The sequence below is a fragment of the Erythrobacter sp. SCSIO 43205 genome, from assembly GCF_019904235.1.
In the GTDB taxonomy this organism is placed as follows: Bacteria; Pseudomonadota; Alphaproteobacteria; order Sphingomonadales; family Sphingomonadaceae; genus Erythrobacter.
In genome coordinates, this window is sequence record NZ_CP063202.1 from 2,756,924 (window position 1) to 2,782,378 (window position 25,455).

General features: G+C 57.6%; 26 protein-coding genes. 11 read left to right on the forward strand and 15 right to left on the reverse strand.

Going from position 1 to position 25,455, the window contains the following annotated elements; genetic code table 11:
• Positions 1-59 precede the first annotated feature (59 nt).
• Positions 60-728, reverse strand: a complete 669-nt coding sequence (locus INR77_RS13035) for an MBL fold metallo-hydrolase (RefSeq protein WP_305040807.1) — start codon at positions 726-728, stop codon at positions 60-62.
• A gap of 102 nt (positions 729-830) precedes the next feature.
• Between INR77_RS13035 and INR77_RS13040 the strand changes: the two genes are divergently transcribed.
• Positions 831-2,114 carry an NADH:flavin oxidoreductase/NADH oxidase family protein gene (locus INR77_RS13040; protein ID WP_223071460.1) on the forward strand — a complete coding sequence of 428 codons (1,284 nt, stop codon included), beginning with the start codon at positions 831-833 and terminating at the stop codon, positions 2,112-2,114.
• Positions 2,115-2,195: 81 nt separating this feature from the next.
• Here INR77_RS13040 and INR77_RS13045 read toward each other — a convergent pair whose 3' ends face one another.
• Complete coding sequence (locus INR77_RS13045; RefSeq protein ID WP_223071461.1) at positions 2,196-2,609, reverse strand: hypothetical protein; 414 nt, start codon at positions 2,607-2,609, stop codon at positions 2,196-2,198.
• Positions 2,606-3,277: a S24 family peptidase gene (locus tag INR77_RS13050; protein WP_223071462.1), complete on the reverse strand. Its 672-nt coding sequence runs from the start codon at positions 3,275-3,277 to the stop codon at positions 2,606-2,608. The genes INR77_RS13045 and INR77_RS13050 overlap by 4 nt, the downstream gene beginning before the upstream one ends.
• A gap of 114 nt (positions 3,278-3,391) precedes the next feature.
• Between INR77_RS13050 and INR77_RS13055 the strand changes: the two genes are divergently transcribed.
• Positions 3,392-4,270, forward strand: coding sequence for an IS1595 family transposase (locus INR77_RS13055; protein ID WP_223070745.1), 879 nt, complete (start codon positions 3,392-3,394; stop codon positions 4,268-4,270).
• A gap of 89 nt (positions 4,271-4,359) precedes the next feature.
• Here INR77_RS13055 and INR77_RS13060 read toward each other — a convergent pair whose 3' ends face one another.
• A complete protein-coding gene (locus INR77_RS13060) occupies positions 4,360-4,809 on the reverse strand; it encodes a hypothetical protein (RefSeq protein ID WP_223070744.1) in 450 nt (149 codons plus the stop codon).
• 46 nt (positions 4,810-4,855) lie between these two features.
• Positions 4,856-5,179: a hypothetical protein gene (locus INR77_RS13065; RefSeq protein ID WP_223070743.1), complete on the reverse strand. Its 324-nt coding sequence runs from the start codon at positions 5,177-5,179 to the stop codon at positions 4,856-4,858.
• Positions 5,180-5,367: 188 nt separating this feature from the next.
• On the opposite strand from INR77_RS13065, the gene INR77_RS13070 reads away from it, so the two are divergent.
• Both INR77_RS13070 and INR77_RS13075 read left to right on the forward strand, forming a co-directional pair.
• A complete protein-coding gene (locus INR77_RS13070) occupies positions 5,368-5,637 on the forward strand; it encodes a hypothetical protein (protein ID WP_223073618.1) in 270 nt (89 codons plus the stop codon).
• Positions 5,627-6,103: a hypothetical protein gene (locus INR77_RS13075; protein ID WP_255573786.1), complete on the forward strand. Its 477-nt coding sequence runs from the start codon at positions 5,627-5,629 to the stop codon at positions 6,101-6,103. The genes INR77_RS13070 and INR77_RS13075 overlap by 11 nt, the downstream gene beginning before the upstream one ends.
• Positions 6,104-6,218: 115 nt before the next feature.
• On the opposite strand, the gene INR77_RS13080 is transcribed toward INR77_RS13075, so the two are convergent.
• The 8 genes from INR77_RS13080 to INR77_RS13115 form a co-directional block, all read right to left on the reverse strand.
• Entirely contained in the window at positions 6,219-7,595 is a 1,377-nt protein-coding gene (locus INR77_RS13080; RefSeq protein WP_223071463.1) for an aldehyde dehydrogenase family protein, read from the reverse strand.
• Positions 7,596-7,637: 42 nt separating this feature from the next.
• The gene (locus tag INR77_RS13085) at positions 7,638-9,314 is read right to left on the reverse strand and encodes an acetolactate synthase large subunit (RefSeq protein WP_223071464.1); all 1,677 of its coding nucleotides are present in this window, start codon (positions 9,312-9,314) and stop codon (positions 7,638-7,640) included.
• Between the two features lie 221 nt (positions 9,315-9,535).
• Positions 9,536-10,474 carry a D-2-hydroxyacid dehydrogenase gene (locus INR77_RS13090; RefSeq protein WP_223071465.1) on the reverse strand — a complete coding sequence of 313 codons (939 nt, stop codon included), beginning with the start codon at positions 10,472-10,474 and terminating at the stop codon, positions 9,536-9,538.
• 118 nt (positions 10,475-10,592) lie between these two features.
• Positions 10,593-12,044, reverse strand: a complete 1,452-nt coding sequence (gene cysS / locus INR77_RS13095) for a cysteine--tRNA ligase (protein WP_223071466.1) — start codon at positions 12,042-12,044, stop codon at positions 10,593-10,595.
• Positions 12,045-12,152: 108 nt separating this feature from the next.
• Positions 12,153-12,815, reverse strand: coding sequence for a nitroreductase (locus INR77_RS13100; protein WP_223071467.1), 663 nt, complete (start codon positions 12,813-12,815; stop codon positions 12,153-12,155).
• A 152-nt stretch (positions 12,816-12,967) separates the two neighbouring features.
• Complete coding sequence (cobT, locus tag INR77_RS13105) at positions 12,968-14,806, reverse strand: cobaltochelatase subunit CobT (RefSeq protein WP_223071468.1); 1,839 nt, start codon at positions 14,804-14,806, stop codon at positions 12,968-12,970.
• 64 nt (positions 14,807-14,870) lie between these two features.
• Positions 14,871-15,524: a fructose-6-phosphate aldolase gene (gene fsa / locus INR77_RS13110; RefSeq protein ID WP_223071469.1), complete on the reverse strand. Its 654-nt coding sequence runs from the start codon at positions 15,522-15,524 to the stop codon at positions 14,871-14,873.
• A gap of 111 nt (positions 15,525-15,635) precedes the next feature.
• Positions 15,636-16,331: a DUF4197 domain-containing protein gene (locus INR77_RS13115; RefSeq protein WP_223071470.1), complete on the reverse strand. Its 696-nt coding sequence runs from the start codon at positions 16,329-16,331 to the stop codon at positions 15,636-15,638.
• A gap of 55 nt (positions 16,332-16,386) precedes the next feature.
• On the opposite strand from INR77_RS13115, the gene INR77_RS13120 reads away from it, so the two are divergent.
• Together INR77_RS13120 and INR77_RS13125 are read left to right on the forward strand one after the other, a co-directional pair.
• Positions 16,387-18,555: a primosomal protein N' gene (locus INR77_RS13120; protein ID WP_223071471.1), complete on the forward strand. Its 2,169-nt coding sequence runs from the start codon at positions 16,387-16,389 to the stop codon at positions 18,553-18,555.
• Between the two features lie 45 nt (positions 18,556-18,600).
• Positions 18,601-20,169, forward strand: a complete 1,569-nt coding sequence (locus INR77_RS13125) for a cryptochrome/photolyase family protein (protein WP_223071472.1) — start codon at positions 18,601-18,603, stop codon at positions 20,167-20,169.
• Positions 20,170-20,177: 8 nt separating this feature from the next.
• On the opposite strand, the gene INR77_RS13130 is transcribed toward INR77_RS13125, so the two are convergent.
• The gene (locus INR77_RS13130) at positions 20,178-21,356 is read right to left on the reverse strand and encodes a DUF3089 domain-containing protein (RefSeq protein WP_223071473.1); all 1,179 of its coding nucleotides are present in this window, start codon (positions 21,354-21,356) and stop codon (positions 20,178-20,180) included.
• Between the two features lie 86 nt (positions 21,357-21,442).
• Complete coding sequence (locus INR77_RS13135; RefSeq protein WP_223071474.1) at positions 21,443-21,823, reverse strand: nuclear transport factor 2 family protein; 381 nt, start codon at positions 21,821-21,823, stop codon at positions 21,443-21,445.
• Between the two features lie 134 nt (positions 21,824-21,957).
• On the opposite strand from INR77_RS13135, the gene INR77_RS13140 reads away from it, so the two are divergent.
• The 5 genes from INR77_RS13140 to INR77_RS13160 all read left to right on the forward strand — a co-directional run bounded on the left by INR77_RS13140 (position 21,958) and on the right by INR77_RS13160 (position 25,454).
• Complete coding sequence (locus tag INR77_RS13140) at positions 21,958-22,590, forward strand: glutathione S-transferase family protein (RefSeq protein ID WP_223071475.1); 633 nt, start codon at positions 21,958-21,960, stop codon at positions 22,588-22,590.
• Between the two features lie 100 nt (positions 22,591-22,690).
• Positions 22,691-22,897: a dodecin gene (locus tag INR77_RS13145; RefSeq protein ID WP_223071476.1), complete on the forward strand. Its 207-nt coding sequence runs from the start codon at positions 22,691-22,693 to the stop codon at positions 22,895-22,897.
• 87 nt (positions 22,898-22,984) lie between these two features.
• Complete coding sequence (locus INR77_RS13150; protein ID WP_223071477.1) at positions 22,985-23,416, forward strand: OsmC family protein; 432 nt, start codon at positions 22,985-22,987, stop codon at positions 23,414-23,416.
• Between the two features lie 24 nt (positions 23,417-23,440).
• Complete coding sequence (locus tag INR77_RS13155; protein WP_223071478.1) at positions 23,441-24,226, forward strand: SDR family NAD(P)-dependent oxidoreductase; 786 nt, start codon at positions 23,441-23,443, stop codon at positions 24,224-24,226.
• A gap of 265 nt (positions 24,227-24,491) precedes the next feature.
• Positions 24,492-25,454, forward strand: coding sequence for a glycosyltransferase family 2 protein (locus INR77_RS13160; protein ID WP_223071479.1), 963 nt, complete (start codon positions 24,492-24,494; stop codon positions 25,452-25,454).
• Position 25,455: the final 1 nt, after the last annotated feature.

Consider the following 25,455-nt stretch of genomic DNA (forward strand, 5'->3'; position numbering starts at 1 on the left):
AGGTCGCCGCGAGAGCGGAGGGCGTCTAGCGAGGAGTTCGCCCGGATGGGCGAACACACTCAAGACAACGCATAGTCGCTAACAAACGCGTTTGTCTTGCGCTCACGCCCGAACGTGCTGGTCGGGCCGTGGCCGGGGATGAATGTGATGTCTTCGCCCAGTGGCCAAAGGCGCTGCGTGATACTGTTGATCAAATCCTGATGATTGCCGCGCGGGAAATCTGTGCGTCCGATTGAGCCTTGGAACAAGACATCGCCGACAATGGCGAATTTGCTGGGCCCGTGGACGAAAACGACGTGGCCGGGTGTATGGCCGGGGCAATGGATCACGTCGAGCGTGAGTTCACCCACCGTCACCGTATCGCCATGCTCTAACCAGCGGTCAGGGGTGAAGCTTTTCGCCTCCATCCCGTAGCGCGCGCCGTCTGAATCGAGTTGCTCGATCCAGAACAGGTCGTCCTTGTGCGGCCCTTCGATGGGCACGCCCAGTTCCTCAGCCAGCATCCCCGCTTGCCCGCAATGGTCGAGGTGGCCGTGGGTGATGAGGATTTTCTCCAGTGTCACGCCCGCCTTGGCGATGCCGTCTTTCAGCTTGTGCAAATCGCCTCCCGGATCGGTCAGCGCCGCTTTCATCGTCTTGGTGCACCAGATCAGCGAGCAGTTCTGCTGCAAAGGTGTCACAGGAATGATGGCGGCCTTCATCGGAGGCATTTTCGGCGTGTCAGTCATGGGTGACGAAATGGCGTGAGCGCCGCGCAATTGCAAGCGGGGCACATTCTGGTTTCACAATGAAACTTGCGCGTTATGCTGGGCAAAACGGGGAAAAACACAATGACACTTGCCAGCCCACTCACATTGCCCTGCGGCGCGGTGCTGCCCAATCGGCTATCCAAAGCCGCGATGACCGAAGGGCTTGCTGACCCGCAAGGCCTCCCGACGCCTGAGCTCACGCGGCTTTACAAGATATGGGCCGATGGCGGCGCAGGGATGCTCCTTTCTGGCAATATCCAGATCGACGCCGACCATCTTGAGCGCCCGGGCAATGTCATCATCGACCGGGAGCTCAACGAAGACGAACGCGCAAAATTCCGCGAATGGACGGCGGCGGGCACCTCCAACAGCAACCACCTCTGGGCGCAGATCAGCCATGCTGGGCGGCAATGCTTCAAGATCGTCAATCCGCATCCCAAAGCGCCCTCTGCCGTCAAAGTCGGCATCCCCGGCGGTCAGTTTGGTGAGCCTGTCGCGCTTGAGGGGCACGAGATCGAACAGATCATCGCCGGCTTCGTTCGCGCGGTACGGACTTGCAAAGAGGTCGGCTTTACCGGCGTGCAAATCCACGGCGCGCACGGCTATCTCATCTCGCAATTCCTTTCGCCCCGAACCAATATCCGCGAGGACGAATGGGGCGGAAGCCTTGAGAACCGGGCACGCTTGCTCCTCGACATCATTCGCCAGTCGCGTAAGGCGGTGGGGTCGCACTTCCCCATCAGCGTCAAACTCAACAGCGCCGACTTCCAGAAAGGCGGCTTTGCGTTTGAGGACAGCGTGACGGTCGTGGGCTGGCTTGAGGAACTGGGCGTTGACCTGATCGAAGTTTCCGGCGGAACATACGAGCAACCAAGGCTGCTAGGCATCGAGGGGATGGAGCCAGCCGAAAACCCCAGTGTGAAAGCCTCAACGGCCGTGCGCGAGGCCTATTTCGTGGACTTCGCCAAAGCGATGAAAGAGGCGTGCAAAATGCCGCTTATGGTCACTGGAGGCTTTCGCACCAGAGCGGCGATGGAGCAGGCATTGGAAAGCGGTGCAGCAGATTTGATTGGCTTGGGCCGGCCCCTTTGCGCAGACCCTGACGGGCCAAAGCTTCTTCTGAACGGCGAGGAGAGCCTTCACCGCTACGAAGATGAACTCTCGCTTTTCCCTCCCATTTTGAGTTTTCTGGGCAAGATCAAGGCCCTGCGCGGAGCGGCGGCATTTGCGGTGCAATTCTGGTATTACGGCCAAATCTACGCGCTTGGGCGGACGGGCAAGGCAAACAAAGACCTCTCCGTTTTCGCTGCATGGCGGCAGACCGAGGCCACGCACAAGGATTGGCTCAAACAGCGGCGGGGGTAACTTCCCAACTTCCGTTCGTGCTGAGCCTGTCGAAGCACGCGCGTGCCCTTCGACAGGCTCAGGGCAAACGGATGTGGTCGATTAAGTCCGCCATTCACCAAACCAAGCTGGGCAAATGAACACGAAGAGCGAGGCAGTCACCGCTCCGAAGTAGCCACCGATCGTCGGCTCACCAGACATTAGGCCAAACATAGCAGAACCTATTCCTACGCCGAGGAGCACGAAAAGAGCCTTAGCCGCCCATCCCTTTACACGGTGCGGGATCAGGGGACGCAAAATAACAAGGAGCAAAAACAAGCCCGCCGTCGAAAAACCCCAAGAGAAAATCTGCACGAATGGGAGCAGGCCAAAGCTAATGGGGACATTCCAATAATCAGCTTGAAACGCACGCCCGTCCCGGATCGAATCGCCAGCCCTGAACAGTGTCACCATCAAGCCAGAATTCACAAATGAGGCCAGCACTGTCGTTAGGAAAAGCCTCTTGTTTGAGATCATACCCGCCCCCCTTTCCAAACCACGCGCCCAATCACTTCCATCTCATCCGCTGCCACATCTACCGGCGGATATGCCAGGTTCTGGCTAAGCAGCGAAAACCGCCCTGCCCCTGCCTGCGCCACCCGCTTTACCATCAGCGTATCGCCAAGGCGCACAACGTGCACTCCGTCGCGGAACGGGCGCTCAGCCGTGTCGATCAGGATTTCATCGCCATCGTTGAGCAGCGGCTCCATCGAGTCCCCTTCTACCGTAATCGCTTGCAGCTTCGCGCCCTCCAACCCCTGTTCCGCCAACCAGCGGCGCGAGAATTGGAAGGTGTCGTAAGGCTCCTCGGCATCGGGCAGCGCGCCGGGGCCTGCTGATGCTCCGATATTGAGGCGGGGGACGTCGATCCACTGCGTGTTTCGCGCTGATGCAACTCGATCATAGGATTTTTCCTTAACACTTCCTTCAGGGGCACCAAGCTCACTTTGCGCCACCCCAAAGAACTCCGCGAGCATTCTGCGATCGCCTTCTTCGAGCTTCTTCGGACTGCCCTTCTTAATGAATTGTTGCAGGTAAGTCCCGTTTCTCCCAAGCATTTCGGACAGGCTGGCAAGGCTCGCCCCGCGCTCTTTTGACAAATCCAACAATCGCGCGCGCGCCTTGATTTGCAAGTCATCGCTCATGACATTCTCCACCTTGCTCAATGAATCCTTCCTACACGTAGGATTTTTCCTAGACAAGTCCAAAAACCGAATTATCCCCTTGCCATACGTAATATTGTAGGATATATCCTACGTATGAAAACGAAGCCCCAGACAATCGCTCAATTCTTCAAGCGCTTCCCTGATGATGAAGCCTGTTTGCAGCACCTTTTTGATGTTCGCTTCGGGCAGGGCTACGAGTGCCCCAAGTGTGAGCGCGCATCCAAGTGGTTTCGCATCAAGGCTGAGCGGGCGTTTTCATGCCAGTGGTGCGGTCATCACCTACACCCGACCGTGGGCACTCCTTTTGAGAAGTCGCGCACTTCGCTGCAAATGTGGTTCTATGCGATCTTTCTGTTCACCACGACGCGCAACGGCGTTGCTGCGAAGGAATTGGAGCGCCAACTAGGTGTTACCTACAAGACAGCGTGGCGCATGGCGGACCTGATCCGCAAGCATATGGCAGATGTTGACGGTGACCGCCCTATAGGCGGCGCTGGCAAGATTGTCGAAGCTGACGAAACTTACATCGGCGGCGAAGCGCGCGGTAAGGGTTCGGGCTACAAGAAAAACAAGACCATCGTTTTCGGTATGCTTGAGCGCGGCGGCGATGTTGTCACCGAGGTTGTGCCCAATCGCGGTGTGAACGCTCTAGTTCCCACCATGCTCAAGCACGTTGACCGTGAAACCGAAGTCCACACCGACGAACTCGGCTCTTATGGCTACCTTGCGCTTGAAGGCTACGATCACAAGCGTATCAATCACAGCAAGGGCGAATATGTTGATGCGCAGGGCGTCGGGGTGAACGCAATCGAAGGCTTTTGGGCACAATTGAAGCGTTCGATTTCAGGCACTCACATTCATGTGAGCGGCAAGCACCTTTGGAAGTATGCGAAGGAAGCGGAGTTTCGCTTCAATCGTCGCCACCGTCCCCATCAGATGTTTGACGATCTGATTGAGACTTACCAGTCATAGCCTCAACCGTTCGGTTGAACGCCTCCATATCGCCTTGCATCTCAGGGTGCTCGGCGACGAATTGGGCAAGCTTGCCCTCTCTTACTGCTTCACTGAGGGTCAGCATTACTCTCCCCCTGCGATCCGGCAGCCATGCCAGCTTCAAACGCGCTGGCACCCAGCCCAAGGCTGCTCTGAAATATCTGAACACCAGCCCAGGCTAATGCAATCACGGCTATTCCGGTTGTAACGATCGCTATAATGATCTCGCGCTTACCAGCGCGCGTATTAGTGTCGACTGTCTCAATTTTCGTATCTAGGTTGGTAATCTTTGCATCCATCCCGCCAATCTGCGTGTTGACCGATGTAATCCGCTCGCCGATCACCTTCAGTTCGCCAAGAAGTTCCGCGAATTTTGAATCAGAACGCGCTTCAGCAGCCTCCAATTTGGCTTCGAGCAAGCGTTCGTCAACGTAGTTGCTGGCTGCGCCTGCCGTTCGAGATTCACTCACCTTTACCACCTCTTGCTGAGGCACAGTCGATGTGGCTTGGGTACTCATGGCCGTCAGCCCCAACGCAGTTGCCGCGCCGAAAGAATAAGAGACGTTAGTTGTCGTCTTGTTCTGCATCTTGCACCGGGTAAAGTCGCCGCATTACATCCGCGAACGATTCTGCCACGTCGGGCGGCAATACGATGCTCGCCACATTCTTGCCGAGATTGACCCGTTCTTTGGTGCCATCGGTTTTTCGCCCCTCCAACTCGGCCATCTCTCGGAAAACAAAAAGAACGTGACTTGGGTTCCGAAATACTTGGACATTGGTGGCCCAAATTCTGTTCGTATCCCAACCCAACGCCTGCCCAACTTGCTCGGCGGACATCAATTCTTGATCCAGAACCTCCGGCTCCGTTTCGGGTGTGTCGTCGGACATTAGAACTCCTGATTCGTTCTGTCCGCACTAGCTTACTTATCCACATACTACAAAGTCCTTATCTACCTATGCCTAGGGGATACCTCGGTCCAAAAATGTGTGGAACATTTAGTGAACATTGAGCGATTCGCGGTGCAGGCATCGGCTCGGTGAAACCAAATGGAACCCCGATTGGAACACCGAAAGGAATGATGATGTTGCTACAGGATGTTGAGCGTTTCCTGCGTACCCACCAAATGGCCGTGACCAAGTTCGGCCGACTGGCCGCCCACGATCCACGCTTTGTGCTGGACCTTCGCATGGGCCGCATACCGCGCCCTGAAACCGAGGCGCGCACTCTTAAATGGATGGAGGAATTTGAGGCCGGCAATCGCGCGATGGCGCGTCCGCACTCCTTCCGCATTGCCGCCAATGACGAACCAGCGTTTGAAACGAAGGGCTTTTGCTATGCTGCTTGATCGCCGTGCACCCGCCCTTCCCGCCGCGCTTACCCGTACTCGCAAACCTGTTTTTGCCCCGACCTTTGGCCGCGCCAAGCTGGAGCTTAAATCCATCAGCGTGCCAGCGGTTAAAGGCCCCCACCCCATGCGTGCCCGCAAGACCACCGCTGATCGTCTGCGCGAGGCACTGATCCGCCTCACCGGAATTTCCTTCCCTGGACAGTGTCTCAAGTGTCTCAAACACGAAGAAAGCGCGTGGAGTTCAATCACTTTCGCGGGCACCCGACATGAGGTGACATTGGTTTTCGAAGGCGCTGAAGCCGTCGCGCATGGTGAGGAATTTATGGAGGCACTGCCCGAACACGAATTCACCATTCCCGGCCAATTGGTGGCCGATGCAAGCATACGCGAAGTCGACCACCGATTTGGCCTGCACGAGCGTTTGCAGGTGACAGCGGTGCTGCTGCTCTTGGAGGATAATTAGTCCTCCCCAATTGGGGAGGGGGACCAGCCGCAGGCTGGTAGAGGGGCAGGCCGCGCCTGCCACACAAATCCCCTCCACCGTCTTCGACGGTCCCCCTCCCCGCCAACGGGGAGGATCAACTATTGATTACAATCATCTTCTCGATGGTCATTTCGTGCATCGTATATGGGATACCGCCGACGCCGTGGCCTGATGTTTTGAGCCCTGCAAAAGGCATCCAGTCGACGCGGAAGGCGGAATGGTCGTTCACCATCACAGCAGAGGCGTTGATGTTGCGATAGGTGTGCATCGCGCCTTTCAGATCGTTGGTGAAGACCGCCGCCTGGAAGGACACATCGAGCGAATTGGCCTGAGCAATCGCATCGTCCACATCGTCGTAGGAATAGATGCACACCACAGGGCCAAAGACTTCATTGGTCGAAACCTTGGCATCGGTTGGTGGATTGAGCAGAACCGTGGGGGCATAGGTTGTGTCGGAGAGTTTCTCCCCGCCGCACAGCACCTTTGCCCCGCCCTCGCGCGCTTCTTCAACCCAATCGGCCACGCGGTCGGTTTCCGCCGGACGGATAAGCGGGCCACATTCGGTATCCTCGTTGATCGCATTGCCGACTTTGAGCTCTTTTGCCGCCGCTGCCATGCGCGAGGACAGCTCATCGACGATGGAAGAATGCGCAAAGATCCGCTGAACCGAAACGCACACTTGGCCGGAGTGGTAAAAGCCCCCCTTCATCAACGCGGGCACAGCTGCATCAAGGTCGGCGGTCGCATCAACGATCACTGGCGCAACGCCGCCATGTTCAAGAGCGCAACGTGTACCAGGGGAAAGCTTGGAGCGAAGGCCCCAACCAACGCCAGCAGACCCAATGAAGGTGAAAAAGGCAACGCGCGGGTCGGTCACCATCTTTTCCGACGCTTCACGCGACGGTGCAACCGCTTTGGCCCACTCTTTGGGGAGGCCTGCCTCGTGCAGAATATCGATGAACTCAAAACAGGAGAGCGGCGTGTCGCTGGCAGGTTTGACGATCACCGGACAACCAGTTGCAACCGCTGGCGCGACTTGGTGGACGATGAGATTGAGCGGGTGGTTGAAGGCCGAGACAGCCACCACCGGCCCGATGGGCTCACGCGTGGTCCATGCAAACCTGCCGTCACCAGACGGGCTTAACCCCATTGGGATTTCGGTGCCGCGAACATTACCAAGGTCTTCGATGCAAAGCTCAACCCCCTTGATCGCGCGATCCGCCTCAACCCGCGCATCAATGAGCGGCTTTCCGCCCTCATTGGCGATTTGAAAAGCGAGGTGGTCGCGCCGCTCTTTCATAATCTCCACGACCTTTTCGAGGATGGCGGCGCGCTCATGCGTTTTCATCCAGGTCGAGCGGTCTTCACAAAGCTCATGCGCGCGCGCCAGAAAGGCGTCGATCTCGTCCCATTCGGCCTCTGGCACTTGGCCGATTTCAGAAAGGTCGAACGGGTTGACGACAGTCTTCATCATTGTCTCCTGACGGGGTCGGGCTGGAGGGCGTGGGGAAGCTTAAAGCTCTTTGCTCAGCTTTTTGATGTCATGGTTCAAAATCTGATCATTCTCGGAATAATCGACCGGACAATCAATCAGATGCACACCCGGTGTATCGCGGCAATGGGCGAGAAGTTCGCGCAAGTGCTCACTGCTTTCCACGCGGTGCCCCTTGGCCCCGTAACTTTCTGCATATTGGACATAATCCGGGTTGCCATAGGTAAGCCCGAAATCGTCAAAGCCCATGTTGGCCTGTTTCCAGCGGATCATACCGTAAGCATCATCTCGAAGGATCAGCACGGTGAGATTGAGCCCCAGGCGCACCGCGGTTTCCATCTCCTGGCTGTTCATCATGAAGCCGCCATCGCCGCAAATCGCCATCACGTGGCGGTCGGGATAAAGCATGGCGCTCATCATTGCAGAGGGAAGCCCCGCGCCCATGGTCGCAAGAGCATTGTCGAGCAGCACGGTGTTGGGAAGATAAGCGGTGTAGCCGCGCGCAAACCAGATTTTATAAACGCCATTATCGAGGCAGATGATGCCATCATGCGGCACCGCCTCGCGCACTTGCTTCACCAGATGCGGCGGGAAAATCGGAAAACGCGCATCGTCTGCAAGCTTGCCAGTGTGTTCAAGCTCGGCCTGATGATATTCGAGCATATGGGCAAAATCCCAGCTGCGATTGGGCGAGATGTCTTCCTTGATCTGCCAGATCGCATTGCCAATATCGCCGATCACTTCGATTTGCGGGAAGTAAACCGGGTCCACCTCGGCGGTGTTGGTCGAGACGTGAATGACGGTTTGCTCGCCGCTCTTGGGATCGTCGAACACGTTCTTCATGAAAAACGGCGGCTTCTCGATCACATCGTGGCCAACGTTATGATGCAATCGCTGGCCTCGACCGCGGTGGACGAAATCGCCCGCCGACAAGGCTGCACAGCCAAGGAATTTGGGGTGGCGTTCATCAATCACGCCCTTGCCCATTTGTGTGGTCAGGAAGGGAATTCCTGTTTTTTCAACCAATTGCTCCAGCATCCGTCCCGCCGTCTTGCGGTTGGCACCTGCACCGATGACGATCACCGGGTTTTTCGCATTCTCAATCGCTTTGACCGCAGCGCGCACCGCTTTGGGTTCTGCCGATGGACGGCGCGCGACGCTTTTGGGCAGAGGGTGCCAGTCGGTGGTGGGCTCTTCTGCGATATCTTCGGGAAGTTCGATCAAGGTCGCGCCCGGTTTTTCCTCTTCAGCGAGGCGATAGGCCTCACGAACACGGCTGGGGATGTTGTCACCCGCTGCGATCTGGATTGAATATTTGGTGACCGGCTCCATCAGAGAGACAATATCGACGATCTGGAAGCGGCCTTGTTTGGATTTTTTGATCGGTTTTTGCCCGGTAATCATCAGCACCGGCATCCCGCCAAGCTGGGCATAGGCTGCGCTGGTCACGAAGTTCGTCGCCCCCGGGCCAAGCGTCGCCACGCAAACGCCCGTCTTGCCCGTGTGGCGGCCGTAGGTTGCAGCCATGAAGCCAGCGCCTTGTTCGTGGCGGGTGAGGATCAGCTTGATCTTGTCCGAACGGCCCAGCGAGTCGAGAAAATCGAGGTTTTCCTCGCCCGGAACGCCAAAGATGTATTCGCACCCTTCCGCCTCAAGGCATTCGATAAAAACGTCGGACGCTTTTTTGGTATCGGTCATAGTCGCTTGTTTCCCCCCAATTTGGCGCAGCAGAGCAATAGCTGTCTGCGCCTCAAAACTTTGGGGGAAATGTCGCGAAAAAGGCGCTCCGATACCGCCGGAGCCCAACGCTCGCCTTTGTTCAATTGCCCCCAGTGACCAGCCCGCAATGGCCTAGCCTTGTGCCCATGTATTGCAGGAATCCGTCAGATTCCAAGTGCACAATGCACATTTTGCAAAAGTCAGTAACCAAGCTTTGGATCGAAAATCGGCGAGAGCGGCTCACCGCGCAGGTATTTTTGAAGGTTCTCAAGGAAGCGCTGAGCGCTGCGAATGAACATCTTATTCTGCGCGCGGCCTGACAGGTGCATCGAGATATGCGCGTTGTCGAGCGTCCACAGCTCGTGGTCCTCGGGAAGCGGTTCGGGCGTGGTCACATCGAGGAAAGCGGCTTCGATAGAGCGGGATTTGAGCGCCTCGATCAATGCAGGCTGATCCACCACTTCGCCCCTCGCGATGTTCACAAGCACGCATTCGCGCTTCATGGCAGCAAGCTCATCCGCGCCGATCATATTCTCTGTTTCAGGCGTCGATGGCACTGCGAGGATCACCCAATCAAACTCGCCCAATTGCCCTCGCCACTGGTCAGGCGTAAGCACGCCTTCACCGCCAGAACGGCGCACAACGGTGACGTCCACATCAAACGCTTCGAGCCGTGGTTTGATAAGCTTGCCAATCGCGCCGTAGCCCAAGAGCAGCGCCTTGGAGCCAGCCAGTTCGCGCTTGCCGGGGCTGTCCATCAACCACTCGCGGCGCTCCTGTGCGCGCATGACCTCGCGATATCCCTTGGCGATGTTGAGCATCCCCATGATCGTATATTCCGCGATGGTAATGGCGTTGATACCAACCCCGTTGGTGACGGTAATCCCGCGCTCGATCAGCACATCCATCGGCAGAAAATCGAGCCCGGCGTAGATCGAATTGAGCCACTTAAGCTCCGTAGCTGCGTGGAGTGCCGCCGCCATCGCGGGCTTCTCATTCATGTCGAACCACCCGATCTCCGCGCCCTTGACCGCTTCCAGCGCTTCCTCGTGAGTCATAAACCAGCTGACTTCGAGGTCTTTGGGCAGCTGTGGTTCAAGCAGAGGGCGGATAAGGCCGGAAATTGCGAGTTTGGTCATTGAATTGTTCTCCCCTCCCGCTTGCGGGAGGGGCCGGGGGTGGGCCTTCCCAACGGGTGTTTGTGCTCGCCTAGCCCACCCCTAACCCCTCCCGCAAGCGGGAGGGGAATTCGAGCGGTCAAGCCAGCTTCCAATCCCAACCAAGCGGGTCGCCGTCCATGACTTCGACGCCCGTTGCGGCGAGCTCATCGCGGATCGCATCAGAAGTCGCGAAGTCCTTCTCAGCGCGCGCGGCTTTGCGGCGGGCGAGCGCGTCTTCGATTTTGTCTTCGGTGATTTCAGCCGAGACTGGACGGATGCGCAGGTCCTCGCGGCTCAGCTCAAAGAGATCTAGCCCGAGAACGAAATCCATCCTGCGAAGCGCATCAACCTTTTCATCAGCCTTGATCTTCTTGTTGAAAAGCAAGTCTTCAAATTCGGTCAGCGCACGAGGTGTATTTAGGTCATCGCAAATTGCGCCCTCAAACCCTTCCTCATTTGAGGAAAGTATCCAATCTAACGTTGTCGGACTCCATTCGGCGCCTAAGCCGTTTTTCAGGCGTTCAATCCCCATCACCATCCGCTTCAGCCGCGTCAGCGCCGCTTCGAGCCCTTCCCATGAGAACTCCAACTCGCTGCGGTAATGCGCCTGCAAGCACATCATGCGGTAGGCAAGCGGGTGATAGCCCTTGTCGACGAGTAGTTGCAGCCGCAGGAACTCACCTGACGACTTTGACATCTTGCCCGAACGCTCAACAAGGAAGTTATTGTGCATCCAGATGTTGGCGCCAGAATTGCGCGCTTCAGACAAACCACCGCAACCGCAGAACGCCTGATTTTGCGCAATCTCATTGGGGTGGTGGATTTCGCGGTGGTCAATGCCGCCGGTGTGAATGTCGAAGGGAAAGCCCAATAGCTTTTCACCCATGACAGAACATTCAAGGTGCCAGCCCGGCGCGCCTTTGCCCCACGGGCTGTCCCATTCCATCTGACGCGTTTCGCCTTCCGGAGTCTTGCGCCAAATCGCAAAGTCGCCTGCGTTGCGCTTGCCCTCAAGCTTCTCGATCCGGCCCTCACCCTCTTCGGTCACAGCGCGCGCAAGCTTGCCGTAGTCGGCGACGGTGGAGATGTCGAAATACAGGCCGCTTTCAAGCTCGTAGCAGTGCTTGTCAGCAATCGACTTACCCCACTCGATCATCTCTTCGACATATTCGGTCGCGCGCGGGTGCTGCTTTTGCTGGACATTGAGGCGGGCAAGATCGGCTTCAAAATCAGCCTGATAAAAGGCGGCGATATCCCAGGCGCTCTTGCCCTGCGTTGCCGCCATTTTCTCCATCTTGTCCTCACCCTCGTCCGCGTCAGAGGTGAGGTGTCCCACATCGGTGATGTTGATCACGTGGGTGAGCTTATAGCCCTTGTACTGGAGCGTGCGGCCAAGCGTATCGGCAAAGATATAAGCGCGCATATTGCCGATGTGCTGGTAGTTGTAGACCGTTGGCCCGCACGAATACACGCGCGCCTCGCCTTGGTGGACGGGGACAAAAGGTTCGATCTCGCGGGTCAGCGAGTTGAAGAGTTTAAGCTGCGTCATTGTGCGCAACCCTCTGCCTTTATCGTCATCCCAGCGCAAGCTGGGATCTCAAGCGGATAGGCGACCACTTTGCCGCCCTAGACCCCAGCTTCCGCTGGGGTGACGGGTTTACTCAAACCCGTGAAAGCTCACCTGCTCGTCCAGCGGTACGCGCTCGCGCTCAAAATTGTTGAGCGGCGCGTCTGGATCGCGATAGCCAATCGCCATGCCGCAAAAGAGCAAATAGCGCTCATGATCGAGGCCAAGATGCTCGCGGATAGTGTTGGCGTATAGCGCCATGAATTCCTGATAGCAGCTGTCCAGCCCCTCTTCACGAAGGAGCAGAGCCACGGTTTGCAACCACATCCCCGTGTCCGACCATTGCGGCTCTTTCATAAAGCGCGGGAAATAAGTGAACATGACCACTGGCGCATCAAAGCTATTTGCGTTGCGGGCCATCGCGGCGGCGCGGCCTTCCGCATCATCACGCGCAATCCCCATTGCGCCAAACATTCCAGCACCCACAGCGTGTAACCGCGATTTGTAGGCCTCCTCCTGTTCGGGCGCGGTCCAGTCGTATTCGGGCTTTTCAGGACCGTTTTTCGCGATCTTGGCCTGAAGCTCTTTCAGCGATTCACCAGTGACAACGGCAGCTTCCCAAGGTTGAAAATTACAACCCGAAGCCGCCCAACGCGCTTTATCTAGCACGCGGCGAAGCGTCTCAAGCTCAACAGGTTTATCAAGAAACGCGCGCACAGAGCGACGGCTGGTGACTGCTTCGGTTACGTTCATTTTTCTCCCCTCGTCACCCCGGCGAAGGCCGGGGTCCAGATAATTTCGCTTGTCAAAGCCAGCCGTGACTGGATCCTGCCTGCCGCAGAGCGGCAGTTTATCCTGAGCGACGCCGCAGGCGGCGTCGAAGGGCAGGAATGACGAATTGCGACCTATCGCCGCCTTCCGCCCTTCTCATCTTCAAACAGCTCCGCAAGCTGCTCCATAATCGTGCCGCCGAGTTGCTCGACATCCATGATCGTCACCGCGCGGCGGTAGTAACGGGTTACGTCGTGGCCGATGCCGATGGCTACCAACTGCACTGGCGAGACATTCTCGATCCAGTCGATCACACCGCGAAGGTGGGCCTCCAAGTACCCGGCTGAGTTTACACTCAGCGTCGAATCGTCCACTGGCGCACCGTCCGAGATCACCATCAGAATGCGCCTTTCCTCGGGGCGATAGACCAGTCGCGAATGCGCCCACAAAAGCGCTTCGCCGTCGATATTCTCTTTAAGCAGCCCCTCACGCATCATCAGGCCGAGATTGCGGCGCGCGCGGCGCCATGGTTCGTCGGCCTGTTTGTAGATGATGTGGCGCAGATCGTTGAGACGCCCCGGCGCTTGCGGCTTGCCATCGGCCAGCCACGCCTCGCGCGATTGCCCCCCTTTCCACGCCTTGGTGGTAAAGCCGAGGATTTCGGTCTTCACCCCGCAACGCTCCAGAGTGCGCGCAAGAATATCGGCGCTGATCGCGGCAATGGAGATCGGGCGACCACGCATCGAACCTGAATTGTCGATAAGCAAGGTCACAATCGTGTCCTTGAACTCCACATCGCGCTCGACCTTATAGGACAGCGCCGTGCCCGGCGACACGATCACCCGGCTAAGGCGCGCGGCGTCCAGAACGCCCTCTTCCTGATCGAAGTCCCAGCTGCGGTTCTGCTGCGCCATAAGGCGGCGTTGCAGGCGGTTGGCAAGCCGCGTCACCACACCTTGAAGCCCGGTCAGCTGGCTGTCGAGATAAGCGCGCAGGCGGTCGAGCTCTTCCGCGTCGCACAGCTCGGGCGCTTCGATCTCTTCATCGAAGCGCTCGGTAAACGCCTTGTAGTCAAGGCCATCGGGAATATCGGTTTGCGGGCGATTGGGGCGTGTGGGCGCATTGGAAGCATCGCCGTCTTCACCCGGCTCGCCTTCCTCGAAATCCTCATCGCCCTGCATCTCGGCTTCGGTGTCACCCTCGGCCTCACCCTCCTGCATTTCGCCAGCTGCTTCGGCTGCATCGGGTTCAGCCTCGCCTTCCTGCTGCTCGTCGCCTTGGTCCTCTTCATCCTGACCGTCTTCTTCGTCAGAATCATCGTCCTCGGTTTGATCCTGCTCCTCAGTCGGGCGCGTCAGATCGAGGTCGCGCAGCATATCGAGCGCGAGTTTCTGGAACGCTTCCTGATCGCCGAGGCTATCGGTAAGGGCGGCAAGATCCTTGCCCACCGCCTTTTCAATCGCCTCGCGCACAAGGCTTAGCCCGGTGACGGCGCGTTCTGGAATGGGCTCTCCTGTCAATTCCTCACGCACCATAAGAGCCAAAGCGGTCTGCAATGGCACTTCGGAAGCGTTTTGTGCCCGCGTGATGCCATCGGAATTAAGCCGCATCTCGGTCGCGTCATCAAGGTTGGCTTTGATCCCGTCGAAACGGTTCGCGCCCAGAGCCTCATAGCGCACTTGCTCAATCGCGTCATAGCACGCGCGCGCCACAGGCTCTGGCGGCGCATTCACCGCGTGGAGGCCTGCGTCATGGTGCCGCAGCTTAAGCGCAAAGCTATCGGCAAATCCGCGCGCTTCGCTCACTTGCTCTGCCGGAAGATCGCGTCCGGGCAATGGCACGCGAAAGCGATTGCCAGAGGCCCCCGGTACATCGGCGCTCCACGCGACCTCGACTTCCGGGTCGCGGGCGATGGCGCGCGAGGCTCCGGTAAGCGCCTGCTTGAACTTATCGAGAGGGGTTTCTTCAGACATTGTGGGTTGCCGTTAGCAACTCGATACGCCTTGCGGCAAGGCGAATAACATCAAGCCCTGCCGATCATACGATCGACTGCCCCGTTGCTTCCCAATCTTTGAGGAAGCCTTCAATGCCTTTGTCGGTTAGCACGTGGTTGAAAAGGGCGTGGATTACCTTTGGCGGTGCGGTCATGACATCCGCTCCGATCTTTGCGCTTTCCAGCACGTGGGTCACGTGGCGCACCGATGCGACAAGGATTTCGGTTTGGAAATCGTAATTGTCATAGATGAGGCGAATGTCTTCGATGAGGTCCATCCCGTCAAAGCCGTTGTCATCGTGGCGGCCGACGAAGGGTGAAATGAAAGTCGCGCCTGCTTTGGCGGCGAGCAGCGCTTGGTTCGCCGAGAAGCACAGCGTCACATTGACCATCGTGCCATCGCCAGTGAGCGCCTTGCAGGTTTTAAGCCCATCGACGGTCAGCGGCACCTTGATGCACACATTGTCCGCGATTTTACGCAGGACTTCAGCCTCTTTCATCATCGTTTCATGGTCGAGAGCGACGACTTCGGCGCTAACCGGCCCATCGGTGATGCCGCAAATTTCCTTCGTGACTTCCATGAAGTCGCGGCCCGATTTGTGGATAAGCGATGGGTTAGTCGTCACCCCGTCAAGTAGGCCGGTCGCGGCCAGTTCCTTGATCGCATCAATCTCGGCGGTGTCGGCGAAAAATTTCATGGGCGTGGGCCTTTTTGTCGAGTCTTTGGATTGGAACTCTGATTGCCCGTGTAAGGTGAGATTCGCAACCGGATAGCGGCTCAGGACCGGGGATGTCCGTTGTGCACACTGCTAAAGCGACCTGCCCAGCCCAAACACGCCGATCAATAGCGGGTCGTTCGTCGATTGTGGATTGGCGCGGATTATCGCTTCTTCCTTGCCGATCTCTGTCCAGATCGCATCGTCGATGTTGCCCGCAAATCCTTGAGCAATAGCGCCAATATCCGCGCCGCTTACTTGCCTCAATAGCTCTGCAACGCCAGGGTTGGACGCAATCCGGATGGCCTGGCCAAGCTCGGGCACCATTTCATCGACCAGCCGCCCGCCCAATTCACCGCGCAGGGCAGCGGTTGCTGCGTTCGGTCCGCCGCGCACGAGTTCAACCGCATTGGCAAAACCAATGGTGCGTACGGCCTCGGTCACGATGGGCGCGGCTTTGAAGGAGGCATCAACCGCGAAATCGGCAAAGGCATCTTCCAATTGATCCTTCACCAGTGCCGACGTGAGCACCCTTGTCAGAACATTACCGCGCGACCCCAGCATATCGCCAAGGCCAAGCTGAGCCACTTGGCTGTCCCAGAACCCGCCATCAGCAGTCAGGCGCGCAAAGGCGTTCTCACTCGATAGAAGGAGCAAACGCCGCACCGCTTCGGTCAGGCTGATACCATACCCGCCCGCACAAGCAGGCAGGGTGAGCGCGGCTGATAATGCGAGCCCTCCCCCGATGAACTGGCGGCGGGCCAATGGGTGTTGTGTAGTCTTGTGCATATCTGCCTCCCGGCTGGCTGGCATATCGCCGCACTCACGCATAGTTATATGCGCAATGCAACGCGTCCGCCTTCTCGTCCTTAATGCAGCACTTGGTGCCCTTGATTACAAGGTGCCGCAAGGAATGATTGTGAATGCGGGAAGCGTTGTCGTAGCGCCTTTGGGACCGCGTACGGTGACGGGCGTCGTGTGGGATGATGGACGTTTACCGGGAGATCCGGTGGACGCATCGAAGCTAAGACCAATCCGCGAGGTGGTGCCCGTACCACCGATTTCTCCAGCACTTCGCCGCCTGATCGAATGGACCAGCGACTATTATTGCGCTCCCTTGGCGAGCGTTGCGCGCATGGTTTTATCCAGCGGCGGCGCATTGGGCGGGCCGACGACGACAATCGAATACCGCCTCGTCGAAGGGGCCGCGCCTGAACGCATGACGCCCCAACGCGAAGCCGCAATTGAACTGCTTCAAGGCGAGCAGGGTATCTTACGCGAATTATCCGAAATCGCCGGCGTTTCGACTGGCGTGTTGCGCGGCCTCGTCAATCAGGGCGTGATCGAGCCGGTGACGGTGGCGATTGACCGCCCCTACCCGCCAAGCGATCCCGACTTTCACCAACCTGCCTTGTCGCCCGATCAGATGCGGGTCGCCAAAACGCTTGTGGATGCAGTCACAGCGCGAAAGTTTGAGCCCTTTCTGCTCGATGGTGTCACAGGATCGGGCAAGACAGAGACGTATTTCGAGCCCGTTGCTGAGGCCGTCCGAATGGGGCGGCAGGTGCTCGTACTGCTACCTGAAATCGCGCTCACTGAAAACTTCCTCACGCGGTTTGAAGGGCGCTTTGGCACGCCGCCTGTGCAATGGCACTCTTCATTGAAATCCACCGAGAGGCGGCGCGCATGGCGGGCAATTAGCGAAGGGTCAGCGCAAGTTATTGTCGGCGCGCGGTCGGCGCTGTTCCTGCCTTATGCCAACCTTGGTCTGATCGTGGTCGATGAAGCGCATGAGATCAGCTTTAAGCAAGATGACGGCGTACGCTATAACGCGCGGGACGTTTCTGTGATGCGCGCGCGGTTCGAGGAAATCCCGGTGGTGCTCGCCAGCGCAACGCCTGCACTCGAAAGCCTGCACATGGCGAACAGCGGGACTTATACGAAGCTTGAACTGCCCAGTCGATTTGGTGGCGCCGAATTGCCCGAAATCAAGCTCATCGACCTGACCGAACACAAACCCGGCGCGGGGTGCTGGCTGGCAGAGCCGCTGGTTGAGGCGCTTGGCAAGCGGCTGGAGGCGGGCGAGCAATCGCTGCTTTTCCTTAACCGCCGGGGCTATGCGCCTCTCACGCTGTGCCGCAATTGCGGACACCGTTTCCAATGCCCCAATTGCAGCGCGTGGCTGGTCGAACACCGCCTTTCGCAGAGGCTCTCCTGCCACCACTGCGGGCTTGAAGGTCCGGTACCCGATAGCTGCCCTGAGTGCGGGGAAGCCGATTGCCTCGTCGCTTGTGGCCCCGGGGTTGAGCGGATCGCTGATGAAGTTGCGGAACGCTTCCCCGATGCGCGCGTGGCGGTCGCAACCTCCGACACCCTGGGCTCGCCCGAACGCGCCGCTGAATTCATCGCCAAGGCGGAAGGCAAGGCGATCGACGTCATCGTCGGCACGCAGCTTGTGACCAAAGGATTTCACTTCCCCGAACTTACATTGGTTGGCGTGGTGGACGCTGATTTGGGGCTTGAAGGCGGGGATTTGCGCGCCGCAGAACGCACGTATCAACAGGTCGCGCAGGTCGCAGGGCGCGCAGGGCGTGGGTCGAAACCGGGCGAAGTGCTGATCCAAACCCGCCATCCTGAGGCAACGGTCATCGCAGCGCTAGCCGATGGCGACCGCGACGGATTCTACGAAGCCGAAACCGAAGCGCGCCGCGATGCAGGTGCCCCACCCTTTGGCCGGTGGGCTGCAATCATTCTGTCAAGCGAAGACGAACGCGAAGTGCGCGATGTTGCCACGCGAATGGGCCATTCACGCCCGCACCTCGACGATGTGATGATCTTGGGGCCAGCGCCTGCCCCGATGGCATTGCTCAGGAACCGCTACCGATACCGCTTTCTCATCAATGCGCGGCGCAGCGCCAATCTTCAAGGCACTTTGCGCGATTGGCTCGCCACCCAGCAATTCCCCCCCGGAGTGCGCGTGGGCGTCGATATTGATCCGTATAGCTTTGTGTAAACGCAAGAACACGGCACTTTTTGCCCGCTCGCGCGTATCTCTGACATGCTCAAATGCCAAACGCTTATCCCCGTCCTCGGTGACCAAGTCACCCGCACCCTTCCCTCGTTAATGGGGGCCACGAAGGAGGACAGCGTTGTCCTGATGATGGAGGTGTGGGACGAGGCGACTTACGTCAAACACCACAAGCAGAAGATCACGTTGATCTTTTCCGCCATGCGCCATTTCGCGGCTGAGCTCGAAGATGCCGGCTGGCAGGTCGACTATGTAAAGCTCGACGATAAGGACAACTCCGGCAGCTTCACCGGCGAGGTCGCCCGCGCCATCGAACGCCATGACCCGGAGCAAATCCGCGTCGTCGAAGCGGGCGAATGGCGGGTTCAGCAGCAAATCGAAGAATGGGCGGACAAGTTCGACTGCGAGGTCGAAATCCTACCCGACAGCCGTTTCCTATGCTCGCATCAGGAATTTCGCGACTGGGCCGAGGGACGAAAGCACCTCACCATGGAGCATTTCTACCGCGAAATGCGCAAAAAAACCGGCATCCTTATGACCGAGGATGGCAAACCCGTTGGCGGCGACTGGAATTACGACAAGGACAATCGCGAGCCGCCGAAAGACGAGATGGACCCGCCGCCCGTCCCCAAGTTTGAGCCCGACGACATCACCAAGGAGGTGATGGAATTGGTCGAGGATCGCTTCGGCGACCACTTCGGCAATCTTGATAGCTTTGAATGGCCCGTGACTGCCGACCAAGCCGAGAAAGCCGCCGATGCCTTTTTTGCCGAGCGGATCGAGAAGTTTGGCCCCTATCAGGACGCAATGGTCCACGGGTCGGACGACCTTTATCACTCCATGCTCTCGACCAGCATTAATTGCGGCCTGCTCGATCCGATCAAGCTATGCGAGCGCGCAGAAAAATCATACGAAGATGGCCGCGCGCCGATCAATTCGGTCGAGGGTTTCATTCGTCAGATCATCGGTTGGCGCGAATATGTCCGCGGCTTTTACTGGCTGCATATGCCGGGCCTCCAAACTGACAACAAACTGAACGCACAGCGGGCTTTGCCGGAGTTTTTCTGGACCGGGGAAACCGATATGCGGTGTCTCTCAGATTGCATCCGCTCCACCCACAACAACGCCCACGCACACCACATTCAACGCCTCATGGTGCTCGGCAATTTCTGCCTGCTTGCTGGCATCAATCCCAAGGACGTGCAGGACTGGTATCTCGCGGTCTATGCCGACGCCTATGAGTGGGTGGAGCTTCCCAATGTTTCTGGCATGATCCTTTATGCCGATGGCGGGAAGCTTGCGACGAAGCCTTATGCAGCGTCGGGCAATTACATCAACAAGATGTCGGATTACTGCAAGAAATGCACTTACTCAGTCAGCAAAAAAACGGGCGACGGCGCGTGTCCCTTCAACCCGCTATATTGGCATTTCATGGACCGTCACCGCGACCGGCTGGAAAGCAATCACCGCATTGGCCGCATCTACTCCAACTGGGACCGCATGGATGCGGACAAACGGCGCGAGTACCTTGATAGCGCGCAAAATTTCCTCGACGCGCTCACCCCCGCCGACAAAAACTGGGCGCGCGCCGAGGATTGAACGCTGTTTTAGTCGTCTTGGCCGTCGAGATAGGCCTGCGCCTGCGTGCCAGCGAGCGTGACCAGATCACCCATCGCAAGGTGCATATCAATCGTGTGCAGCCCCCAGATCGGGGCGAGCGCAGGAATGCTTCCGGTTGAGCCCAAGGTGGGCGTTTTGCGGGGGAGCTCAGCGTTATAGGCAACCGAGAGAACCTGAGCGCCTTCGGTATCGACACACTGCGCCGACACGACGCCGGGTACCTTTACGAAACGCTGGGTGATCGTCTCGCCTTCGACCCAAAGACCGCCTTTGTCTTCGCCGGGCACATTGGAGAAATACGCATCAAGCGTAGCGGAAGCATCCGAACCCGGTGCAGCCGGATTGACACAGGCAACATCGACCCCGTCTTTATAGCTGCGACCGAACAAAGTGCGCTCGGCGGGGATCATGCCTTCCTCGAAAGTGGCAAAAGTGACGACGCATCCCGTTTCCTGAGCCGACGAGCACAGCGGCATCTTCGCGAAATCGCCACCCACCAGAGCACCTTTGGGCACTTCGACATTGTAGCCAATTAGGTGAGCAGCGATAACTTGCGGCAAAGCATCGCTGTTTTCGATCTCTTCAGCAATCAGCCGCTTGAGCATACCGCTTCCCTGAGAGTGGCCGACCAAAACTACGCCGCGACCGTCGTTGTGGTTTGTCCAATATTCCTCCCAGGCGGCCTTCACATCGGCATAGGCAAAGTGGCGCGCGTCGCCCGAACGCACCGCCGCGGGTGAGGTCGCGCTTTGCGCCATGCGCGCCCGTAAATATGTAAGCGTAACTTGACGATAGAGCGGCGCAAAAGTGCGGCACTGCGACCCATAGCGCGCGAATTGCGCAGCAATGACCGACATCTCTTCAGGCCCAGCGCTAAGGTCGCTATTCGCCCCTTCATCAAGAGAAACGGTTGGATAGACGTAAAAGCAATCGACTTTGGCATCCTCGGCGCGCGCGAACTCTTCGACCGTCACCGTACCGTCATTTGCAATAACGGCTGCATCAAGGTCGACCGCGCAGGCATCATCCCGCCCCGGAAGGCAAAGCCAGTTTGCACCATCGGCGTAATCAGGCGCATCATTTGTATCCTCGGCAAAAGCCGCTCCGCCTGACGTGGCTATGCCCAATGCAATTGCGCCGCCAAAGACTTTAGAAATCCCTCTCATATTCCATACTCCCTTTATGAAAAGGGAGTTAGCAGTGAGAAACTCGATTGTCGATTGCGATCGTCATTCTCTAACCGATCTAGCGCCTAGTCGGGCCTCAATGCCTTCATAAGCCCCGCAGCCGCGCCTGTATCGACATATTCGCGAAGCGCCGCGATCTTGCCATCCTCAACCTCGCCGACCACGCATAAGGTGAGCTTGAAGGTGCTTTCGTCTGGCAGAGTGCCACACACATCATGCTCTTCAATAAAGCCGTTCTCAGTGGCTTGGCACACCGTGTTTTCATATCGGAAATCGGGCACCACCTTGTGCACCCTATCCGTGAAACCCATCAAGGTGTCAGCATCCATCGGAACCCCGCCATTCTGGGTGCCTCGAAAGCCATCCGCGCAAAGACTGCGCGCAGTTTCCAGATCCGCCACTTCAAGCGATGTAAAGAACAGTCGAGCTATTTTGATGTTATCCATGAAGGTGACGCTACGGCCTTGGTCTTCCGATGAAAAGAGGCTTCGCACCTCGTCTCTACTCTCGCGATAAATTCCTCGACATTCGATCATGCGCCCCTCAGAAGTCGCAGCAATTGCTAGAGGAGAGAGCCCCAATGCTAACCATTCATCACCTGCGCATTTCGCAATCTGAACGCATCGTCTGGCTGTGTGAAGAGTTGGGGATCGAATATGATCTCAAGCTTTATAACCGCGACGCAGAGACGCGGCTTGCCCCGCCAGAGTTGAAAGCGCTGCACCCGATGGAGATTGCGCCTGTCATTACCGATGGCGACCTTGTGCTGGGGGAAAGCGGTGCGATCATGGATTATATCGTGGGCAAATATGCGCCCGATACGCCCCTCGTCCCCGGCCCCGATAACCCAAATTTCGCGCAGCATTTGTATTGGTATCATTTCGCCAATGCGACCTTGATGACCAATGCGATGATGGGGATTGCGGTGAATGCGGTGGGCGCTGAAATGCCACCGCCGCTTGCCAAACGCATCACCAATGCCTGGGCTCATATCGAGAAAAGCCTTGGGGAGAGCGAATATTTCGGCGGCTCCGAATTTTCGACCGCCGACATTATGCTTGGCTTTTCTCTAACCACCGCGCGCGCATTCAGCGACATGAGCATTCAAGGGATGCCGAACCTGCAGGCCTATCTTCAAAAGATCGGTGCGCGTCCTGCGTATCAGGCGGCCATGGCAAAGGCTGAACCCGGCTTCCCGCCGAAACTGGATTAATCCTTGGGCCTTTGATGTGATCTTTGGAACATTCTCATCGCCCACAGGTACGTGAGAATACAACAGGAAACATAAAAGGCCATACGAGGAGAAAGCCACAATGTCAGACCACACATACAAAGTTGTCACGATCGTAGGCAGCTCGACCACATCGACCGATGATGCCATTCGCGGCGCGATTGCAAAGGCGAATGACACTATCAAGAACCTGAATTGGTTCGAAGTCGTTGAGACACGTGGCCATATCGAAAATGGTTCAGTTGCGCACTTTCAGGTCACGCTGAAGGTCGGCTTCACGCTCGAGTGATCCGATCCAGAAAGCCACGGCGCACACCATCTTGTGACGCAGCGAATGCCTTGCGACAGGCTCACCCAATTCCAAGGAGTGACATTTATGAAAACGACAAATTCCGCCTCTGCACGCTATGAGGGCATGGGCAAGACCGGAAAAGGTCACGTCTCCACCAAATCCGGGGCGCTCGATAATCCTTACGGTTTCAACACGCGGTTTGAAGACGCGCCGGGCACCAATCCCGAAGAGATGATAGCAGCAGCGCACGCATCCTGCTTTACCATGGCAACAAGCTTTCAATTGGCAGAAGCCGGGCATGAAGACGGCGAACTTCACTGCGATTGCGATGTCACACTCGAAGATGATGGCGAAGGCGGCTTTGTTGTCACGAAAAGCGCTTTGCGATTGAAGGGCAAGTTACCCGGTGTCTCAAAAGACAAATTCGAGGAACTTGCAAACACAGCAAAAGAGAATTGCCCTATTTCAAAGCTTCTCAATTGTGAGATAACGCTCGAAACCGAATTTCAGGATTAAGAGCAAGGCGAGATCGCGACAACAATGGAACCCTACAAACCCCTAAGCCGCTCTATCGCGGGGCATAAGGCGATCGTCACAGGCGCAGCGAGCGGCATGGGCCGCGCGACTGCGCATCTGTTTGCCTCGGAAGGCGCCTTGGTCGCGGTCACTGACCTTGACCAAGCGAAATGCGATGCAGTGGCCGAGGAGATCAACGCGGCTGGATATTCGGGCCGCGCGTTCCCTCTTGCGATTGATGTAAGCGATGAGGCGGCGATCAACTCAGGGGTTGCCGCGGTCGCTGAGGAATTTGGCGGGCTCGACATCATAGTCAACAATGCGGGTTTTGCGCGCCACGCGCCGATTGAGGATGAAAGTTATCCCGGCATTTGGGATGCGAGCATTGCGGCCATGCTGACAGGACAGCAAAAGATGATCCGCGCCGCCATGCCGCACTTGCGCAAAAGCGAGTGTCCGCGCATCGTCAACATTGCTTCGACCGAGGGGCTTGGCGCGACGCCAGGCAATTCGCCTTATGTCGCGGCAAAGCACGGGGTCATCGGGCTTACGCGCGGTCTTGCGGTTGATCTGGGCCGTGAAGGGATCACGGTCAATTGCATCTGTCCCGGCCCCATTCGCACTGGCATTACCGAACGCATCCCGGATGAGCACAAGGAAATCTACGCCAAACGCCGCGTACCTTTACGCCGTTATGGCATCCCGGAAGAAGTGGCGCATATGACGCTGTCGCTGGTGCTGCCTGCGGCGAGTTATCTTACAGGTGTGGCCATTCCGGTGGACGGCGGGCTGACAATCAAGAACGCCTAAAGGGCGCGCGCCCGAAGATTTCCTACCTCTCGCCTGCTTGCTATCGCAGCGCGATGATCAAGACCGCGCCCTTTTGTTTTCAATCGTTTTTGTCGAACAAAGGCTGCCTCATTGATCGATCTGTTTTTGCGCCTTTGGACAGTGTCTCAAGTGTCTCAAACGCAGTACGTAAGGGGCAAATCATTGACACGAAGCGCCCGCTATACGCATGGGAATGGCCACCATGCTACTTGACCGCAAGACCCAATCCGAGATGAGCACTTCAATGCCATCATCCCGCCCACCTGCAATCGCAGTGATCCTGCCGTGTTATAACGAGGCGGGCGGGATCGCGAAGGTCATCACCGATTTTAGCAGCAGCCTGCCGACAGCGACGATCTATGTCTACGACAACAACAGCACTGATCGCACGGTTGAGATAGCGCGCGAGGCAGGTGCCATCGTGAGAAGCGAGCCGCGCCAAGGCAAAGGCCATGTGGTGCGCCGGATGTTCGCCGATATCGAAGCCGACATTTACGTCATGTGCGATGCGGACGACACTTATGACGCAGGCGCGGCTGGCGCTCTGGTGAATGCTTTGCAAACACAGGGCCTCGACATGGTCGTGGGCGCGCGTCAGCAGGAGAAAGCGGGCACCTATCGCCCCGGTCACGAGTTCGGAAACTGGATGCTCAGCGTTCTGGTGCGCAAGATATTTGGCGATCAGTTCCGCGATATGCTGAGCGGATACCGCGTGTTTTCACGCCGTTTTGTAAAGTCCTTCCCGGTGATGTCAGGCGGCTTTGAAATTGAAACAGAGCTCACCATTCACGCGCTTGAGCTGGAGATGCCAGCTGCCGAAATGCCCATTGCCTTCAGCGACCGCGCGCCGGGGTCTGAAAGTAAGCTTCGCACCTTTCACGATGGTTTTCGCATCCTTGGCACGATTGTGAACCTTTTGAAGCAAGAGCGGCCATTGCAATTGTTCTCTGCCTTTGCCGCGATATTGGCGCTCGTATCGGTGGCGCTCGCCGTACCGATCCTTGGCACTTACCTTGAAACAGGTCTTGTTCCGCGCTTTCCCACCGCGATCTTGTCGAGCGCCTTGATGCTTCTGGCTTTCCTGTTCCTGTTCAGCGGTCTGATCCTGCAAACTGTGACGCGCGGGCGGCGGGAAGCGAAGCGGATGCGCTATCTGGCAGTGCCAGGGGTCCATGCAACTGTCGGCGATGGGCAGAGCGACGCGTAAG

Excerpts from the sequence above, each read along its gene's own strand:
- INR77_RS13035 (WP_305040807.1), bottom strand. The coding sequence starts at position 728 with ATGACTGACACGCCGAAAATGCCTCCGATGAAGGCCGCCATCATTCCT.
- INR77_RS13040 (WP_223071460.1), top strand. The coding sequence starts at position 831 with ATGACACTTGCCAGCCCACTCACATTGCCCTGCGGCGCGGTGCTGCCC.
- INR77_RS13045 (WP_223071461.1), bottom strand. The coding sequence starts at position 2,609 with ATGATCTCAAACAAGAGGCTTTTCCTAACGACAGTGCTGGCCTCATTT.
- INR77_RS13050 (WP_223071462.1), bottom strand. The coding sequence starts at position 3,277 with ATGAGCGATGACTTGCAAATCAAGGCGCGCGCGCGATTGTTGGATTTG.
- INR77_RS13055 (WP_223070745.1), top strand. The coding sequence starts at position 3,392 with ATGAAAACGAAGCCCCAGACAATCGCTCAATTCTTCAAGCGCTTCCCT.
- INR77_RS13060 (WP_223070744.1), bottom strand. The coding sequence starts at position 4,809 with ATGAGTACCCAAGCCACATCGACTGTGCCTCAGCAAGAGGTGGTAAAG.
- INR77_RS13065 (WP_223070743.1), bottom strand. The coding sequence starts at position 5,179 with ATGTCCGACGACACACCCGAAACGGAGCCGGAGGTTCTGGATCAAGAA.
- INR77_RS13070 (WP_223073618.1), top strand. The coding sequence starts at position 5,368 with ATGATGATGTTGCTACAGGATGTTGAGCGTTTCCTGCGTACCCACCAA.
- INR77_RS13075 (WP_255573786.1), top strand. The coding sequence starts at position 5,627 with ATGCTGCTTGATCGCCGTGCACCCGCCCTTCCCGCCGCGCTTACCCGT.
- INR77_RS13080 (WP_223071463.1), bottom strand. The coding sequence starts at position 7,595 with ATGAAGACTGTCGTCAACCCGTTCGACCTTTCTGAAATCGGCCAAGTG.
- INR77_RS13085 (WP_223071464.1), bottom strand. The coding sequence starts at position 9,314 with ATGACCGATACCAAAAAAGCGTCCGACGTTTTTATCGAATGCCTTGAG.
- INR77_RS13090 (WP_223071465.1), bottom strand. The coding sequence starts at position 10,474 with ATGACCAAACTCGCAATTTCCGGCCTTATCCGCCCTCTGCTTGAACCA.
- cysS (WP_223071466.1), bottom strand. The coding sequence starts at position 12,044 with ATGACGCAGCTTAAACTCTTCAACTCGCTGACCCGCGAGATCGAACCT.
- INR77_RS13100 (WP_223071467.1), bottom strand. The coding sequence starts at position 12,815 with ATGAACGTAACCGAAGCAGTCACCAGCCGTCGCTCTGTGCGCGCGTTT.
- cobT (WP_223071468.1), bottom strand. The coding sequence starts at position 14,806 with ATGTCTGAAGAAACCCCTCTCGATAAGTTCAAGCAGGCGCTTACCGGA.
- fsa (WP_223071469.1), bottom strand. The coding sequence starts at position 15,524 with ATGAAATTTTTCGCCGACACCGCCGAGATTGATGCGATCAAGGAACTG.
- INR77_RS13115 (WP_223071470.1), bottom strand. The coding sequence starts at position 16,331 with ATGCACAAGACTACACAACACCCATTGGCCCGCCGCCAGTTCATCGGG.
- INR77_RS13120 (WP_223071471.1), top strand. The coding sequence starts at position 16,387 with ATGCAACGCGTCCGCCTTCTCGTCCTTAATGCAGCACTTGGTGCCCTT.
- INR77_RS13125 (WP_223071472.1), top strand. The coding sequence starts at position 18,601 with ATGCTCAAATGCCAAACGCTTATCCCCGTCCTCGGTGACCAAGTCACC.
- INR77_RS13130 (WP_223071473.1), bottom strand. The coding sequence starts at position 21,356 with ATGAGAGGGATTTCTAAAGTCTTTGGCGGCGCAATTGCATTGGGCATA.
- INR77_RS13135 (WP_223071474.1), bottom strand. The coding sequence starts at position 21,823 with ATGGATAACATCAAAATAGCTCGACTGTTCTTTACATCGCTTGAAGTG.
- INR77_RS13140 (WP_223071475.1), top strand. The coding sequence starts at position 21,958 with ATGCTAACCATTCATCACCTGCGCATTTCGCAATCTGAACGCATCGTC.
- INR77_RS13145 (WP_223071476.1), top strand. The coding sequence starts at position 22,691 with ATGTCAGACCACACATACAAAGTTGTCACGATCGTAGGCAGCTCGACC.
- INR77_RS13150 (WP_223071477.1), top strand. The coding sequence starts at position 22,985 with ATGAAAACGACAAATTCCGCCTCTGCACGCTATGAGGGCATGGGCAAG.
- INR77_RS13155 (WP_223071478.1), top strand. The coding sequence starts at position 23,441 with ATGGAACCCTACAAACCCCTAAGCCGCTCTATCGCGGGGCATAAGGCG.
- INR77_RS13160 (WP_223071479.1), top strand. The coding sequence starts at position 24,492 with ATGCCATCATCCCGCCCACCTGCAATCGCAGTGATCCTGCCGTGTTAT.